Source organism: uncultured Amnibacterium sp. (assembly GCF_964245895.1).
GTDB lineage: Bacteria > Actinomycetota > Actinomycetes > Actinomycetales > Microbacteriaceae > Amnibacterium.
Genome location: NZ_CAXTOQ010000027.1, coordinates 1 through 15,175 on the forward strand (window position 1 = coordinate 1; position 15,175 = coordinate 15,175).

Annotated in this window: 15 protein-coding genes and 1 tRNA gene; 9 read left to right on the forward strand and 7 right to left on the reverse strand. The window is 70.4% G+C overall.

What is annotated here, in order from left to right; genetic code table 11:
- The 7 genes from ACFE60_RS06045 to rpmH form a co-directional block, all read right to left on the reverse strand.
- The coding region (locus ACFE60_RS06045) for a ParA family protein (RefSeq protein ID WP_375387945.1) at nucleotides 1-285 on the reverse strand (285 nt) is incomplete at its 3' end.
- 40 nt (nucleotides 286-325) lie between these two features.
- A complete protein-coding gene (rsmG, locus tag ACFE60_RS06050) occupies nucleotides 326-985 on the reverse strand; it encodes a 16S rRNA (guanine(527)-N(7))-methyltransferase RsmG (RefSeq protein ID WP_375387946.1) in 660 nt (219 codons plus the stop codon).
- Nucleotides 982-1,506, reverse strand: a complete 525-nt coding sequence (locus ACFE60_RS06055; protein WP_375387947.1) for a protein jag — start codon at nucleotides 1,504-1,506, stop codon at nucleotides 982-984. Before ACFE60_RS06055 ends, rsmG begins: the two co-directional genes overlap by 4 nt.
- Nucleotides 1,503-2,510: a membrane protein insertase YidC gene (gene yidC / locus ACFE60_RS06060; RefSeq protein ID WP_375387948.1), complete on the reverse strand. Its 1,008-nt coding sequence runs from the start codon at nucleotides 2,508-2,510 to the stop codon at nucleotides 1,503-1,505. Before yidC ends, ACFE60_RS06055 begins: the two co-directional genes overlap by 4 nt.
- 6 nt (nucleotides 2,511-2,516) lie before the next feature.
- Nucleotides 2,517-2,834 (reverse strand): membrane protein insertion efficiency factor YidD, encoded by a 318-nt coding sequence (yidD, locus tag ACFE60_RS06065; protein ID WP_375387949.1) that lies wholly within the window; start codon nucleotides 2,832-2,834, stop codon nucleotides 2,517-2,519.
- The gene (gene rnpA, locus ACFE60_RS06070) at nucleotides 2,831-3,169 is read right to left on the reverse strand and encodes a ribonuclease P protein component (RefSeq protein ID WP_375387950.1); all 339 of its coding nucleotides are present in this window, start codon (nucleotides 3,167-3,169) and stop codon (nucleotides 2,831-2,833) included. Before rnpA ends, yidD begins: the two co-directional genes overlap by 4 nt.
- Nucleotides 3,170-3,186: 17 nt before the next feature.
- Nucleotides 3,187-3,324, reverse strand: a complete 138-nt coding sequence (gene rpmH, locus ACFE60_RS06075; RefSeq protein ID WP_375387951.1) for a 50S ribosomal protein L34 — start codon at nucleotides 3,322-3,324, stop codon at nucleotides 3,187-3,189.
- Nucleotides 3,325-3,714: 390 nt separating this feature from the next.
- On the opposite strand from rpmH, the gene dnaA reads away from it, so the two are divergent.
- The 9 genes from dnaA (at nucleotide 3,715) to ACFE60_RS06120 (ending at nucleotide 15,001) form a co-directional block, all read left to right on the forward strand.
- On the forward strand, nucleotides 3,715-5,166 hold the full coding sequence (dnaA, locus tag ACFE60_RS06080) for a chromosomal replication initiator protein DnaA (protein ID WP_375387952.1): 1,452 nt from the start codon (nucleotides 3,715-3,717) through the stop codon (nucleotides 5,164-5,166).
- Nucleotides 5,167-5,736: 570 nt separating this feature from the next.
- On the forward strand, nucleotides 5,737-6,876 hold the full coding sequence (dnaN, locus tag ACFE60_RS06085; RefSeq protein WP_375387953.1) for a DNA polymerase III subunit beta: 1,140 nt from the start codon (nucleotides 5,737-5,739) through the stop codon (nucleotides 6,874-6,876).
- A 37-nt stretch (nucleotides 6,877-6,913) separates the two neighbouring features.
- Nucleotides 6,914-7,834, forward strand: a complete 921-nt coding sequence (gnd, locus tag ACFE60_RS06090) for a phosphogluconate dehydrogenase (NAD(+)-dependent, decarboxylating) (protein WP_375387954.1) — start codon at nucleotides 6,914-6,916, stop codon at nucleotides 7,832-7,834.
- Nucleotides 7,835-7,894: 60 nt separating this feature from the next.
- Nucleotides 7,895-9,040, forward strand: a complete 1,146-nt coding sequence (gene recF, locus ACFE60_RS06095) for a DNA replication/repair protein RecF (protein WP_375387955.1) — start codon at nucleotides 7,895-7,897, stop codon at nucleotides 9,038-9,040.
- The gene (locus ACFE60_RS06100; protein WP_375387956.1) at nucleotides 9,037-9,540 is read left to right on the forward strand and encodes a DUF721 domain-containing protein; all 504 of its coding nucleotides are present in this window, start codon (nucleotides 9,037-9,039) and stop codon (nucleotides 9,538-9,540) included. Before recF ends, ACFE60_RS06100 begins: the two co-directional genes overlap by 4 nt.
- 331 nt (nucleotides 9,541-9,871) lie before the next feature.
- Complete coding sequence (gene gyrB, locus ACFE60_RS06105; protein ID WP_375387971.1) at nucleotides 9,872-11,887, forward strand: DNA topoisomerase (ATP-hydrolyzing) subunit B; 2,016 nt, start codon at nucleotides 9,872-9,874, stop codon at nucleotides 11,885-11,887.
- Nucleotides 11,888-11,983: 96 nt separating this feature from the next.
- Nucleotides 11,984-14,500, forward strand: coding sequence for a DNA gyrase subunit A (gyrA, locus tag ACFE60_RS06110; RefSeq protein WP_375387957.1), 2,517 nt, complete (start codon nucleotides 11,984-11,986; stop codon nucleotides 14,498-14,500).
- Complete coding sequence (locus ACFE60_RS06115) at nucleotides 14,436-14,888, forward strand: DUF3566 domain-containing protein (RefSeq protein WP_375387958.1); 453 nt, start codon at nucleotides 14,436-14,438, stop codon at nucleotides 14,886-14,888. The genes gyrA and ACFE60_RS06115 overlap by 65 nt, the downstream gene beginning before the upstream one ends.
- Nucleotides 14,889-14,927: 39 nt before the next feature.
- Nucleotides 14,928-15,001, forward strand: a tRNA-Ile gene (locus tag ACFE60_RS06120).
- The last annotated feature ends 174 nt before the right edge of the window (nucleotides 15,002-15,175 follow it).

Consider the following 15,175-nt stretch of genomic DNA (forward strand, 5'->3'; position numbering starts at 1 on the left):
CTCGACGCCGAGCGCCGTGGAGGCGTTGCCCTGCGGATCCAGGTCGATCGCGAGCACGCGCATGCCGGACTTGGCGAGCGCCGCCGCGAGGTTGACGGTCGTCGTGGTCTTGCCGACGCCGCCCTTCTGGTTGGCGACGGTGAAGATGCGGGTCGCGCGCGGCCGCGGCAGCGCGTCGCCGCGCAGGCGGGCGCGCCGTGCGGTCAGATCGGCGAGCTCGCGCGCGAGCGGCGTGGACTCGTCGAAGCCCGACCCGCGTGAGTCGAGCGCAGAGCTGGGTGTCACTTCGGTCCTCGATGGGGTGTCGGTGTCCCCCGAACAGGGGTCAAGACGGCACAGTAGCCAGAAGGACCCGCGTTTCCAGCGACGCCATGCCGCGTCCCGCGATCTCCACCCGGACGTCCTCGAGCCGCAGGCGCCGGACCACCCGGTCCGCCTTGGCCAGCTCGCCCGCGACGCCCGCCCCCTTCAGCAGCGCCAGCCGGCCGCCTGGCCGCGCGAGCGGGGCCGTGATCGGCAGCAGCCCGCTGAGCGCGCCCACCGCGCGCGCGGTCACGACGTCGAAGCGGCCGGGCGCGACCTCCTCCGCTCGAGCCCGCTGGACGACCACGTTCGTGAGCCCGAGCCGCCGGCCCTCCTCCTCCAGCCAGGCGACGCGGCGCTCCATCGGCTCGATCAGCGTGACCGACAGGTCCGGACGCGCGGCGGCGACGACGAGGCCGGGCAGCCCCGCGCCGCTGCCGACGTCCGCGACGGTCGCCCCCATCGGGAGGAACGGGGAGAGCAGGCCGCTGTTCAGCACGTGCCGCGACCACAGGCGCGGCACCTCGAGCGGCCCGATCAGGCCGAGCGTCTCGCCGTGCTCGGCCAGGTCCGCAGCGTACCGACGAACCACCGGCAGCCGGTCGCCGAAGACGGCCGCCGCCTCCGCGGGCTCCGGCTCGATCGCGTCGGCGCCGCCGCCCTCGGGCCCTCGGAGGGTCACGCGGCGGTGAGCACGATGTGGCGCTCGGCGCCCTCTCCCTCGGAGTGGGACTGCAGCCCCTGCTCGCTCGCGAGGTCGTGCACGAGCTTCCGCTCGTACGACGACATCGGCTCGAGCGGGTAGGCGGCCGATCCGTTCCCGAGCGCATCGACCGCGCGCTGCACGATCGCCGCGAGCTCGCGGCTGCGCTGGTCGCGGCTGCCGCCGATGTCGAGCGTCAGGCGGGCGAACCCGCCGGTGCGGGTCTGCACGGCGAGGCGCGTCAGCTCCTGCAGGGCGCCGACGACCTCGGGGGCGGAGAGCAGGTGCAGGTCGCCGCCGGCGACCTTCAGCGTGGTCCGGCCGCCCTCGTCCTCGATGTCGATGTCGCCGTCGAGGTCGCAGATGTCGAGCAGCTCCTCGATGTAGTCCGCGGCGATGTCGCCGACGTCACCCGAGTCGGGCGCCTGCTGCGGGTCCGCCGCGTCATCCTCGACGGGCGTCCCGGCATCGGCGCCGTCTTGCGGCTCTGCGAGGGTCATGCGCGTCGTTCTCCCGTCCGCTTCGCCCGGTTCCGCCCGACGGGCTGGTTCCGCTGCGTGTTCACCTTCGGCTGGGGCGCCACGATCTCGGGCGCCTCCAGGGGCTCGCCGGAGCGCTCGCGCTTGCGCTCCGCCTTCTTCGCCAGCCGGACCTCGCGGGCCTTGGCGGCCTCGCTGCCGGGGGTCGGGGAGTTGCGGATGACGATGAACTGCTGCCCCATCGTCCACAGGTTCGAGAAGACCCAGTAGAACATCACGCCGAGCGGGAAGGCGACGCCGGAGAAGATGAAGACGAGCGGCAGGATGTAGAGCAGCATCTTCTGCTGCCGGTACATCGGACTGGCCATGGTCTCGGGCGAGACGTTCTTCGACATGATCTGCAGCTGCGTGATGAACTGCGTCACCGTCATCAGCGCGACCATGAAGACGCCGATCACGACGACCAGCACGTCCGCGGAGCTCCCGCCGGACCCGAGCGCGTTGACGCCGGTGCCGATCGTCTCGTGCAGCGGGGCGCCGAACAGCTTCGATGCGCCGAACGACTGGGCCAGATCGACGGACAGCAGACCGACGCCGCCCTTCTCGGGGGTGCGCTGCGCGGTCTCCAGCACCTGGAACAGGCTGAAGAAGATGGGCATCTGCGCGATCAGCGGCAGGCAGGAGGAGAACGGGCTCGTGCCGTTGTGGCGGTAGAGCTCCATCGTCTCCCGGCTCATCGCCTCGCGGGAGAACTGGTCGCGCTTGCCCTTGTACTTCTCCTGGATCTTCTTCAGCTGCGGCGCCAGCTCCAGCATCTTCCGCTGGCTCTTGATCTGCCGCACGAACAGCGGGATCAGGGCGGAGCGCACCACGATCACGAGGCCGAGGATCGACAGGATCCAGGTCAGGCCGTCGGCGCCGTCGAAGCCGACCGCGACCCAGAAGGTGTGGAAGCCGACCAGGATCGCTTCGATGACCCACTTGAACGGCCACAGCACGTAGCCGAAGAGTGCGACGAGGTCCATGGGGGATCAGCCTCCGGGCTGTTCTGCCGGCCGAACGAAGCCGTGCGGGGTGATGCGGTAGGAGGATCGGAGTCGCGCGGGCGGGTCGTCCACCCCGCCGCGGGACCACGGGTTGCAGCGGAGGATGCGCCACACCGCCAGAGCGGATCCGACGACGACCCCCGACTGCTGCACCGCCTCGACGGCGTATCGCGAGCAGGAGGGATGGTACCTGCAGACCTGCCCGTAGAGGGGCGAGACCACGACGCGATACGCGGACAGCACCGCGATCAGCGCGTTCCTGGGCAGCAGCGCGAGGCGCGGGAGGAGCAGCACCGGGGTCACGCGCGCTCCTCGAGGACGCGGACCAGCCGGCGCACCTCCCGGTCGATCGACGCGAAGTCCGCGGCAGCGGAGGTCGGCAGGGCGCGCAGCACGACGTCCAGGCCGCGCACCTCCTGCGCGAGCGACCAGCTCACCGCCTTGACGCGGCGCCTGACCCGGTTGCGGACGACGGCGTTCCCGACGCTCCTGGCGACGATGACCCCCACCCGAAGCGGCGCGTCGGGTCCCGACCGGCTGCCGTACGCGAGCGCGAGCGGGCTCCGCGCCTTCCGGCCGGTCCGGACGAGGCGGCGGTAGTCGCTCGCCGTGACGATGCGGTTCGCCTTCGCGAGCACGAGGGGGGCGAGCCGCCTTACGCGGAGAGCTCGGTGCGGCCCTTGCTCCGGCGCGCGGCGATGATCGCGCGACCCGCGCGGGTGCGCATGCGCAGGCGGAAGCCGTGCACCTTGGCGCGACGACGGTTGTTGGGCTGGAACGTGCGCTTGCTCACTGCGGCCACCTCTTGGATCGGGAGCGCCGTTCGAAAGCAGCAGGACTGCTCGGCCACCTGGCCGGGAAGGGCGCGAGACGTCGGGCGCGAGAGACCGCGCCTCGGAACCGGAAAAGATTACACCACGAGGTGCACCTCCCTCGGACGAGGGTCGAATTCCACAGGTGTGATTCGTGGTTGTCCCCAGGTCTGGGCCCATCCCCACCGGTGTCCCCGGCGTTTCTCCACACATCGGGAGAGCGCCTGTGGAGACTTGCCCATCGAATCGGGCGGGCGTTACGGTGGGCCCTCGGCGCTCCGGGTACCCGACCGGAGGGCAGGTCTCGTCAGGCGTTCCACCGCGCCCGTCCTCGTCGCGCACGCGCAGATCGGTGGGGAGGAGATGAGCCGATGACCGACGCAGCCGCCGACGCCTGGACCCGCATCCGCGCGGCGCTCGCCGCCGACGCCCGGGTCGGCCCGCAGCTGCACGGCTTCATCAGCCTGGTCGAGCCCAAGGGCGTCATGGCCGGCGTGCTGTACCTCGAGGTGCCGAACGACTTCTCCCGGTCGATGCTGGAGCAGCGCGGCCGGGTCCCCCTGAGCGACGCGATCGGCGGGCTCGGCGGCGACTTCGAGATCCACACGTTCGCCGTCACCGTGAACCCCGAGATCGTGCCCGACTACGGCTCGTCCTCCCCCGCACCCGTCGCCGCGGCGGCCACCGCCTCCACCCGCACCGTCCAGGCGGAGGCGCCCGTCGCGACGAGCGGAGCGCCGGCGCAGGCCGAGCGGCCGAGCGTGATCGCGACGTCGGCGGGGGAGTCGCGGCTGAACGAGCGGTACACCTTCGAGACCTTCGTCATCGGGTCCTCGAACCGCTTCGCCCACGCCGCCGCCTTCGCGGTCGCGGAGTCGCCGGCCAAGGCCTACAACCCGCTCTTCATCTACGGCGGCTCGGGGCTCGGCAAGACGCACCTCCTGCACTCCATCGGGCACTACTCGATGGGCCTCTACCCGGGGATCCGGGTGCGGTACGTGTCGAGCGAGGAGTTCACGAACGACTTCATCAACTCGATCGCGACGAACCGGACCCAGCAATTCCAGGCCCGGTACCGCGACGTCGACGTGCTGCTGATCGACGACATCCAGTTCCTGTCCGGCAAGGACTCCACGCAGGAGGCCTTCTTCCACACCTTCAACACGTTGCACGACCACAACAAGCAGGTGGTCATCACCTCCGACCTCGCCCCGCGGCAGCTGACCGGCTTCGAGGACCGGATGCGGTCGCGGTTCGAGCAGGGCCTGATCACCGACGTGCAGATCCCGGACCTGGAGACGCGGATCGCGATCCTCCGCAAGCGGGCGCAGAACGACAACCTGCAGGTGCCCGACGACATCCTCGAGTTCATGGCCTCGAAGGTCTCCAGCAACATCCGCGAGCTGGAGGGCACGCTGATCCGCGTCACGGCCTACGCCAGCCTCACCAGGGCGCCCGTCGACCTGCCGCTGGTGCAGACGGTGCTGAAGGACCTGATCACCCTCGACGAGGACAACATCATCGCGCCGGGCGACATCATCGACGCGGTGGCGGACTACTTCAAGCTGTCGACGGACGACCTCTTCGGCTCGAGCCGGTCGCAGCAGATCGCCGGTGCCCGGCAGATCGCGATGTACCTCTGCCGCGAGCTGACCAGCCTGTCGCTGCCGAAGATCGGGCAGCTGTTCGGCGGCCGGGACCACACGACGGTGATGTACGCGAACAAGAAGATCAGCGAGCTCATGAAGGAGCGCCGCTCGATCTACAACCAGGTGACCGAGCTGACCAGCCGCATCAAGCAGGAGCAGCGCTTCCGCCGCTGATCCCTCGTTCGACGATCCGTCCCTCGATCGACCGAGCGCCCGGTCGATGCAGTGACGCGGACTCGATCCGGCGTCGCCCGCGGGGATGCCGTACACGAGGGCTCCGACAGCGCCGGGCGGCGTCGCTTCGGCCGCGGATCAGGGAGTTCTCCGATGCCGGAGGAGGAATCCACCCCCATGTGAGGGACCTGTGGATAACCACCGGCCCGGCCCCCGTGCGGGGCACCCTCCAGCTGGGGCGATGTGGAGACGGATCCGGTGCGTCAACATGGAGCCGTCGAGGACCACCGCGTCCGTCCGCACCGTTTCGACATCTCACAGCGGTGTGGTTCCCGCTCGCCAGGCCGGTCCGCACGAGTTATCCACAGTGTGCACACCTGTTAAGAGTGTGATTGTCCTTCTCCATCTCTCTCCCTCTCCACTCGATTCCGCGCTGTGGACACCGCCCGTCCGACCCGGGCCCAGGCCCGGAGGGCGGCCCGGGGACCACCCGCTAGCATGCTCAGCGTCTTATCGAGCAGGTGATCGCCCGGGCCCGGCCCGGCATGAACGGGACAGGGTGGTGCGACGGTGCGATTCCATGCGAACAGGGACGTGTTCAGCGACGCCGTCTCGTTCGCCGTCCGTCTGCTGCCGCAGCGCACCACGTTGCCGATCCTCTCGGGCGTGCTCATCGAGACCACCGAGGACGGCCTCTCGCTGTCCTCGTTCGACTACGAGGTGAGCGCCCGCGTGCGCATCGACGCGCAGGTGGAGGAACCCGGTCGGGTGCTCGTCTCCGGCCGGCTGCTGGCGGACATCGCGAACCGCCTCCCCGCCCTGCCGGTCGAGGTGTCGACGCAGGACAACCGCGTGCTCGTCAGCGCGGGCAGCGCGAAGTTCACGCTGCTCTCCATGCCCGTCGCGGAATACCCGAGCCTCCCCGTGGTCGGTGAGCCGACCGGGATCGTGCCCTCCGGCACGTTCTCCGGAGCGATCGCGCAGGTCGTCGTCGCCGCGTCGCGCGACGACGTGACCCCGGTCATCACGGGCGTGCAGCTGGAGGCCGGCCCGGCCACGATCTCCCTCACCGCGACCGACCGCTACCGCGTCGCCGTCCGGGAGCTCGGCTGGAACGGAGGGGACGGCGAGACGACCTCCGCGCTCGTCCCCGCGCGGACGCTTCAGGAGGTCGGCCGCACCTTCGCGAACGCCGGGGACGTCGGCATCGGGATCACGCGCGGTGGCGATCGCGAGCTGATCTCGTTCAGCGCCGACCGACGCACGGTGACCTCGCTGCTGATCAAGGGGAACTTCCCGCCGGTGAAGCGGCTCTTCCCCGACGCCACCGAGCACTTCGCCGTGATCGGCTCGGCCGAGCTGGTGGAGGCGACCCGGCGCGTGCAGCTGGTGCTGGAGCGGGAGGCCGCGCTGCGCTACTCCTTCAGCGCGGACGGGCTGACGCTCGAGGCGGCCGGTTCCGAGCAGGCGCAGGCGTCCGAGCAGCTCGACGCGGTGCTCACCGGCGACGACATCGTCGTGTCGCTGAAGCCCCAGTTCCTGCTGGACGGGCTGTCCGGCGTCCACGCGGACTTCGTGCGGATCTCGTTCACGAAGACGGAGAACCCGAACAAGCCGGGGCCCGTGCTGATCAGCGGGCAGAAGTCGAAGGACGACGCGGGCAGCGAGGAGTTCCGCTACCTGCTGCAGCCGAACCTGCTGCTGCGCTGATCCCGGCGCAGCCGCTTCGAGATGTGAGGACGGAAGCATGAAGATCGGTCTCGTCGGGCTCGGCAAGATGGGCAACAACATGCGCGCCCGCCTGAAGAAGGGCGGGATCGAGGTCGTCGGCTACGACACCAACCCCGACGTCAGCGATGTGCCGGACTTCGCCGCGCTGGCGGCGGCGCTGCCGACGCCGCGCGTCGTCTGGGTGATGGTGCCGGCCGGCCGCGTCACCGACTCCGTGGTGAACGAGCTGGAGCAGGTGCTCGAGCCGGGCGACCTGGTCATCGACGGCGGCAACACGAAGTTCACCGACGACGAGGTGCACGCGAAGCAGCTCGACGCCAAGGGCATCCGGTTCATGGACGTCGGCGTCTCCGGCGGCGTCTGGGGCCTCGAGAACGGCTACGGCCTCATGGTGGGCGGCAGCGACGAGCAGGTGCAGCAGATGCTGCCGGTGTTCGACGCGCTGCGGCCGGAGGGGCCGCGCGAGGAGGGCTTCGTGCACGCGGGCCCTGTCGGCGCCGGGCACTACACGAAGATGGTCCACAACGGCATCGAGTACGCGATCATGCAGTCGTACGCCGAGGGCTACGAGCTGCTGCGGGCCTCGGATCGCGGCATCGACGTGGCCGGCACCTTCAAGGCGTGGCAGCGCGGCACCGTCGTGCGGTCCTGGCTGCTCGAGCTGATGGTCCGCGCCCTCGACCAGGACCCGGACTTCGCGGAGATCGACGGCTACGTCGACGACTCCGGCGAGGGCCGCTGGACCCTCGAGGAGGCGATCGACCACGCGGTGCCGATGCCGGCGATCAGCGCGTCGATCTTCGCCCGGTTCGTGTCGCGGCAGGAGCAGTCCCCCGCCATGCAGGCCGTCGCCGCGCTCCGCAACCAGTTCGGCGGCCACGCGGTGAAGGCCGCCGAGGTCGAGAACGCGCAGCAGCAGCACCCGACCAAGCGCTGAGCGTGGTGACGTCTCCGGCGGGCCCGGCCTCGATGCCGGGTCCGCCGGAGGCCTGAGCCCATGCGGATCACCAGCCTCAAGCTCACCGACTGGCGCAACTACGGGACCGCCGACGTCGTGTTCGAGCCCGGCGCCAACGTGCTCGCCGGCAGCAACGGCCAGGGCAAGACCAACCTCGTCGAGGCGATCGGGTTCCTCACCACGCTCGGCTCGCACCGCGTCGCCGGCGATGCGGCGCTCGTCCGCGCCGGCGCGGAGTCGGCGGTCATCCGGGCGACCGTGGTCGCGGCCGATCGCGAGGTGCTCGCCGAGGTCCTGATCAACCGGGTGGGCGCGAACCGGGCGCAGCTGAACCGGTCGGCGGTGCGCCCGAGGGAGATCACCCGGAACGTGTCCAGCGTCCTGTTCGCCCCGGAGGACCTCGCGATCGTGCGCGGGGAGCCGTCGGCCAGGCGCCGGTTCGTCGACGAGCTGCTGGTGCAGCGCATCCCGCGGCTCGCAGGGGTCGTCGGCGACTACGAGAAGGCGCTGCGGCAGCGCAACGGGCTGCTGCGGGGCAGCCGTGGCCTCGTCGACCCCGAGTCCCTCGCCGTCTGGGACGAGCGGCTGGTCGCGACGGGCAGCGAGCTGCTCGACGCGCGGACGGCGCTGCTGACCGACCTCGAGCCGATCGTCGCCGAGCAGTACGCGGTCGTCGCCGGCGCGGACCAGGTCGTCGCGATCGCGACGCAGCGCACGATCGACGAGGAGACCGAGGAGGGGGAGACGGCCGCCCGGTTCACGGCCGCGCTCGCCCGGGTGCGCCGGCGCGAGATCGAGCGCGGGATCACGCTCGTCGGACCCCACCGCGACGACGTGCTGCTCACCGTCAACGCGCTGCCGGCGAGGGGCTACGCCAGCCACGGCGAGTCGTGGTCGCTGGCGCTGGCGCTGCGGCTCGGCTCGGTGGAGCTGCTGCGCCACGCGCTGCCCACCGGCGACCCGATCGTGATCCTCGACGACGTCTTCGCCGAGCTGGACGAGCGGCGCCGGCTCCGCCTCGCGGATCGGGTCGCCCGCTACGAGCAGGTGCTGGTCACCGCGGCGGTGGAGGCCGACATCCCGCCCGCGCTCGCCGGCCGGGTGACGCGCATCCGCGCCGGCCGCGTCGTCGACGAGCACGACCAGCCCGAGGCGTCCCCCGGTCCGGCAGGATCGAAGCCGTGACCCCTCGAGCGCCGCAGGACGGCGGGGACACGGCGCGGGACGAGGCGCTGCGGGTGTGGGCCCGCCTCCGCGCGGCGTTCGGCGCACCACGGCCGAAGCGCCGTGTGCTCGCGCAGCGGCCGGGCACCCAGCCGTTCGACCGCGGCAGGGATCCGCTGTCGATGTCGTCGGTGCTCGAGCGCGTCACGGACTCCCTGGGCTGGCGCACGCCGCTCGCCCAGAGCGACCTCGCCGCCGCGTGGCGGTCGATCGCCGGCACCGACACCGCGAAGCACGCCGTGGTCGAGGGCTTCGCCGACGGCGTGCTGCTCGTCCGCTGCGACTCGACAGCGTGGGCGACCCAGCTGTCCCTCATGCGGACGCAGATCTCGGAGCGGATCGCGCGCGACTTCCCCGACGCGGGCGTCGAGTCGTTGCGCTTCCTGGGGCCGAACACGCCCAGCTGGAACCACGGTCCTCGCACCGTGCAGGGGCGCGGCCCGCGGGACACCTATGGCTGACCGGCTCCGAAGCGGGTCGAGGCCTCCGGCGGGGACGGTGCGCACGCCGACGAGGAGCCGGGGTTCGGCGCGTGTCGGCGATCGGGAGGGGTGAATCGGTCGCCGACTCGATTCTCGGCCCGCAGGCGGGCGAATCCGGCCGATCGGCTACCGTCCGCACGGTAGACTCGTGCGGTACCGACGACTGGAGTACGGATCAGTGACGAGCGACGCGAGCGGGCCCATCGGCGGCGACGGAACGGACGACGCGAAGGACCCGATCGGCGACGACCGTGCCCCTGAGGAGTCCTCGGACGGCGAGCTCGGGTCCACCTCCACCGACGGCGAGTCCTTGACGGAGGTCGACGACGACTCGGAGGGCAGCCGCCGTCGCGCGGCCGCGGGCGACGACTACGGCGCCGGCTCCATCCAGGTCCTGGAGGGGCTGGAGGCGGTCCGCAAGCGGCCGGGCATGTACATCGGGTCGACCGGGCCGCGCGGGCTGCACCACCTCGTGTACGAGATCGTCGACAACGCGGTGGACGAGTCGCTCGCGGGGTACTGCGACCACATCGACGTGCGCATCCAGGCCGACGGCGGCCTGCGGGTCGCGGACAACGGCCGTGGCATCCCGGTGGACGTGCACCCCGTCGAGGGGCGGTCGACCGTCGAGGTCGTCCTGACGGTCCTGCACGCCGGCGGCAAGTTCGGCGGCGGCGGGTACGCGGTGTCCGGCGGCCTGCACGGCGTCGGCAGCTCCGTCGTGAACGCCCTCTCGCACCGCCTCGACGTCGAGGTGCGCAGGCAGGGCCACGTCTGGACCCAGTCCTACACGGACGGGGTGCCGAACGAGCCGCTCGCCCAGGGCGAGGCGTCGGACATCACCGGGACGACGATCGCGTTCTGGCCGAACGCCGAGATCTTCGAGTCCGTCGACTTCGACTACGAGACCCTCCGCACCCGGTTCCAGCAGACCGCGTTCCTCAACAAGGGCCTCACGATCGCCCTCACCGACGAGCGCACGACCGAGCCCGTGGAGGGGGAGACCGAGCCGGTCGAGGTGCGCACGAACGTGTTCCGCTACGACCGCGGCCTCGTCGACTACGTCGAGTACCTCAACAAGACCAGCGCGAAGAAGGCCGAGCCGGTGCACGACTCGGTGATCGCCTTCGAGTCCGAGGACAAGGAGAAGGTGATCTCGCTCGAGGTCGCCATGCAGTGGACCGGGGCGTACTCGGAGAGCGTCCACACCTTCGCCAACACCATCAACACGCACGAGGGCGGCACCCACGAGGAGGGGTTCCGCGCCGCGCTGACGTCCCTCATCAACCGGTACGGCCGCGAGAAGGGACTGATCAAGGAGAAGGAGGAGAACCTCACCGGCGACGACGTGCGCGAGGGGCTCACCGCCGTGATCTCGGTCAAGCTGGGCGAGCCGCAGTTCGAGGGCCAGACGAAGACGAAGCTCGGCAACACCGAGGCGAAGCCGTTCGTGCAGCGGGTCGTCACGAAGGAGCTGACGCACTGGTTCGAGTCGAACCCGAACCAGGCCCGCGACATCATCCGCAAGGGCATCCAGGCGGCGACCGCACGGCTCGCGGCCCGGAAGGCGCGCGACGCGACCCGCAAGAGCGTGCTGGACCGCGCCTCCATGCCGGGCAAGCTGAAGGACTGCCAGACCCGCGACGCGACGCGGGCCGAGATCTTCCTGGTCGAGGGCGACTCGGCCGGCGGCTCGGCGTCGCGCGGGCGCAACCCCGAGACGCAGGCGATCCTGCCGCTGCGCGGCAAGATCCTGAACGTCGAGAAGGCGCGGCTCGACAAGGCGCTCGGCAACGCCGAGGTGCAGGCGATGATCACCGCGTTCGGCTGCGGCATCGGCGAGGACTTCAACCCCGAGAAGGTCCGCTACCACAAGATCGTGCTGATGGCCGATGCCGACGTGGACGGCCAGCACATCACGACGCTGCTGCTGACCCTGATCTTCCGGTTCATGCGCCCGCTGATCGAGCTGGGCTACGTGTACCTCGCGCAGCCGCCGCTGTACCGCCTCAAGTGGAGCAACTCCCCCCACGAGTACGTGTTCAGCGATCGGGAGCGGGACGCGCTGCTCGCCGACGGCCTGGCCAAGGGCAAGCGGATCCCGAAGGACAACGGGGTGCAGCGCTACAAGGGCCTCGGGGAGATGGACTACACCGAGCTCTGGGAGACGACGATGAACCCGGAGACCCGCACGCTGCGGCAGATCACGCTCGAGGACGCCGCCGCGGCGGACGAGGTGTTCGCGACCCTGATGGGCGAGGACGTCGAGTCCCGCCGCAACTTCATCCTGCAGAACGCGAAGGACGTCCGCTTCCTCGACATCTAGTGCATTCCGTTTTGAAGGAGTTCCTCGGCCGGAGGCCCGGGAACTCCTTCAAAACGGAATGCACTCCTCACGTGAGCCACACCGATAGGACCACCCATGGTTGACAACGTCGAGCAGGTCGACCTGCAGCTCGAGATGCAGCGGTCGTACCTCGACTACGCGATGAGCGTGATCGTGGCGCGGGCGCTGCCCGAGGTGCGGGACGGCCTGAAGCCGGTGCACCGCCGCGTGATCTACGCGATGTACGACGGCGGCTACCGCCCCGACCGCGCGTTCTCGAAGTGCGCGCGCGTCGTCGGCGAGGTGATGGGGCAGTTCCACCCCCACGGCGACACCGCGATCTACGACACCCTCGTCCGCCTGGTGCAGGACTGGTCGATGCGGTACCCGCTCGCGCTCGGCCAGGGCAACTTCGGCTCCCCCGGCAACGACCCGGCCGCCGCCCCCCGGTACACCGAGACCAAGATGGCCCCGCTCGCCATGGAGATGGTGCGGGACATCGACGAGGGCACCGTCGACTTCCAGGACAACTACGACGGCCGCACCCAGGAGCCCGTCGTGCTGCCGGCGCGCTTCCCGAACCTGCTCGTCAACGGCTCCTCCGGCATCGCCGTCGGCATGGCCACCAACATCCCGCCGCACAACCTGCGCGAGGTCGCCGCCGGCGCGCTGTGGGCGCTCGAGCACCCGGACGCCCCCCGCGAGGAGCTGCTCGCGGGCCTGATGGAGCGCATCAAGGGGCCGGACTTCCCGACCGCCGCCACGATCCTCGGCACCCGCGGCATCCAGGACATGTACCGGACGGGCCGCGGCTCGGTCACGATGCGCGGCGTCGTGCAGGTGGAGGAGGTGCAGGGCCGCACCGCGCTCGTCATCACCGAGCTGCCGTACCAGGTGAACCCCGACAACCTCGCCGACAAGATCGCGACGATGGTGAAGGAGGGCCGCCTCTCCGGCATCGCCGACATCCAGGACCACTCCTCCGGCCGCACCGGCCAGCGGCTCGTGATCGTGCTGAAGCGCGACGCGATCCCCAAGGTCGTGCTGAACAACCTCTACAAGCACACCGAGCTGCAGTCGAACTTCGGCGCGAACATGCTGGCCCTGGTCGACGGCGTGCCCCGCACGCTCGCGCTCGACGGCTTCATCAGCGCCTGGATCGACCACCAGCTCGAGGTCATCCGCCGGCGCACGGAGTTCCGGCTGGCGAAGGCCGAGCAGGAGGCGCACATCCTCCGCGGGTACCTGAAGGCGCTCGACCTGCTCGACGAGGTCATCGCGCTGATCCGCCGCTCCGCGACCACCGAGGACGCGCGGGTCGGCCTGATCGACCTGCTCGACGTCGACGACGTGCAGGCGAACGCGATCCTGAACCTGCAGCTGCGCCGCCTCGCGGCCCTCGAGCGGCAGAAGATCATCGACCAGGCGGCGGAGCTGGAGCGGCTGATCGCCGACTACAAGGACATCCTCGCGAACGTGCCGCGTCAGCGCAGCATCGTGGCCGAGGAGCTGACCGAGATCGTCGACCGCTTCGGCGACGACCGCCGGACCGAGATCATGCCCGGCTACGACGGCGAGATGAGCATCGAGGACCTCATCCCGGAGGAGGAGGTCGTCGTCACCGTCACCCGCGGCGGCTACATCAAGCGCACCCGCACCGACCAGTACCGCTCGCAGCGGCGCGGCGGCCGCGGCGTGCGCGGCGCCCAGCTGCGGGCCGACGACATCGTCGACCACCTGTTCGTCACCTCCACGCACCACTGGCTGCTCGTCTTCACGAACGCCGGCCGCGTCTACCGCGTGAAGACCTACGAGGTCGCGGAGAGCGCTCGCGACGCCAAGGGGCAGCACATCGCGAACCTGCTCGCCATGCAGCCGGACGAGCGGGTCGCGCAGATCCTCGACATCCGCGACTACACGGTCGCGCCGTACCTGGTGCTCGCCACCCGCGCCGGCCTGGTCAAGAAGACGGCGCTCGCCGAGTACGACACGAACCGGTCCGGCGGCATCATCGCGATCAACCTGCGCGAGGACGACGAGCTGATCCAGGCCCTGCTGGTCGACCAGACCGACGACCTGCTGCTCGTGTCCAGGAAGGGCATGTCCGTCCGGTTCACCGCCTCCGACGAGTCGCTGCGCCCGATGGGGCGCAGCACGTCCGGCGTCATCGGCATGCACTTCCGCGGCGACGACCAGCTGCTGGCCGCCCGCGTCGTGACGGACGAGGGCTTCGTGTTCGTGGTCACCGAGGGCGGGTTCGCGAAGCGCACCGCCGTCGACCAGTACCGCGTCCAGGGCCGGGGCGGGCTCGGCATCAAGGTCGCCAAGCTGCAGGAGGCGCGCGGCGACCTCGCCGGCGCGCTGATCGTGGGCGAGACCGACGAGGTGCTCGTCGTGCTGGAGTCCGGCAAGGTCGTCCGGTCCAACGTCTCCGAGGTCGCCGCGAAGGGCCGCGACACGATGGGTGTGGTCTTCGCTCGATTCCCCGACAGTGACAGAATCATCGCGATTGCCCGGAACAGCGAGACAGCCGTGGAGGCCCCTGCAGATGAGCTCGGTCAAGACTCCCAGCCGTCCGACCTCGGAGACGAGCCCGAGGGAGAGCGTGGCTGACAAGCTCTCCGGCGCCGCGCCCAGGAGCGCTCAGACGAAGCAGGTCCGGCTGAAGCTGGTCTACATCGACTTCTGGTCGGCGGTGAAGTTCTCCTTCCTCATCGCCGCGGCCGTCGGCGTCGTCATCGTCGTCGCGGTGCTGCTGATCTGGACCGTCCTCTCGTCCACCGGGGTGTTCGAGCAGATCACCCAGCTGGTGCAGGACATCTCGGGCAACTCGGCGCTGAGCGTCAGCAACATCGTCTCGTTCGCGCAGGTCATGGGCTTCACCCTCGTCATCGCCGCGCTGAACGTCGTCGTCGGCACCGTGCTCGGTGCGATCGCCTGCCTCCTCTACAACCTCTCGGTGCGCATCACGGGCGGCATCCTGGTCGGCTTCACGCAGTAGGGCTGATACGCTCTTCGGCGGCCGTTTCGGCCACCATTCGGGGCTATAGCTCAGGCGGTTAGAGCGCTTCGCTGATAACGAAGAGGTCCCAGGTTCAAGTCCTGGTAGCCCCACAGCACGTATGGTCTTCGATCCGCAGGCGGATCGAAACCCGTGTCGTACCGACGGCCGTGAACCGGCCGTCGGCTGACGACCTTCCCTTGCAGAACTCGCCCGTGCGGGCGCGCAAGCGCGCCGAGGTCTGTGTCGCCTCGCGACGGCCTGCACGGCCGTCGCGGTACGCGACC

Excerpts from the sequence above, each read along its gene's own strand:
- ACFE60_RS06055 (WP_375387947.1), bottom strand. The coding sequence starts at position 1,506 with ATGACCCTCGCAGAGCCGCAAGACGGCGCCGATGCCGGGACGCCCGTC.
- yidC (WP_375387948.1), bottom strand. The coding sequence starts at position 2,510 with ATGGACCTCGTCGCACTCTTCGGCTACGTGCTGTGGCCGTTCAAGTGG.
- dnaA (WP_375387952.1), top strand. The coding sequence starts at position 3,715 with ATGACCGACGCAGCCGCCGACGCCTGGACCCGCATCCGCGCGGCGCTC.
- gnd (WP_375387954.1), top strand. The coding sequence starts at position 6,914 with ATGAAGATCGGTCTCGTCGGGCTCGGCAAGATGGGCAACAACATGCGC.
- recF (WP_375387955.1), top strand. The coding sequence starts at position 7,895 with ATGCGGATCACCAGCCTCAAGCTCACCGACTGGCGCAACTACGGGACC.
- gyrA (WP_375387957.1), top strand. The coding sequence starts at position 11,984 with ATGGTTGACAACGTCGAGCAGGTCGACCTGCAGCTCGAGATGCAGCGG.
- ACFE60_RS06115 (WP_375387958.1), top strand. The coding sequence starts at position 14,436 with ATGAGCTCGGTCAAGACTCCCAGCCGTCCGACCTCGGAGACGAGCCCG.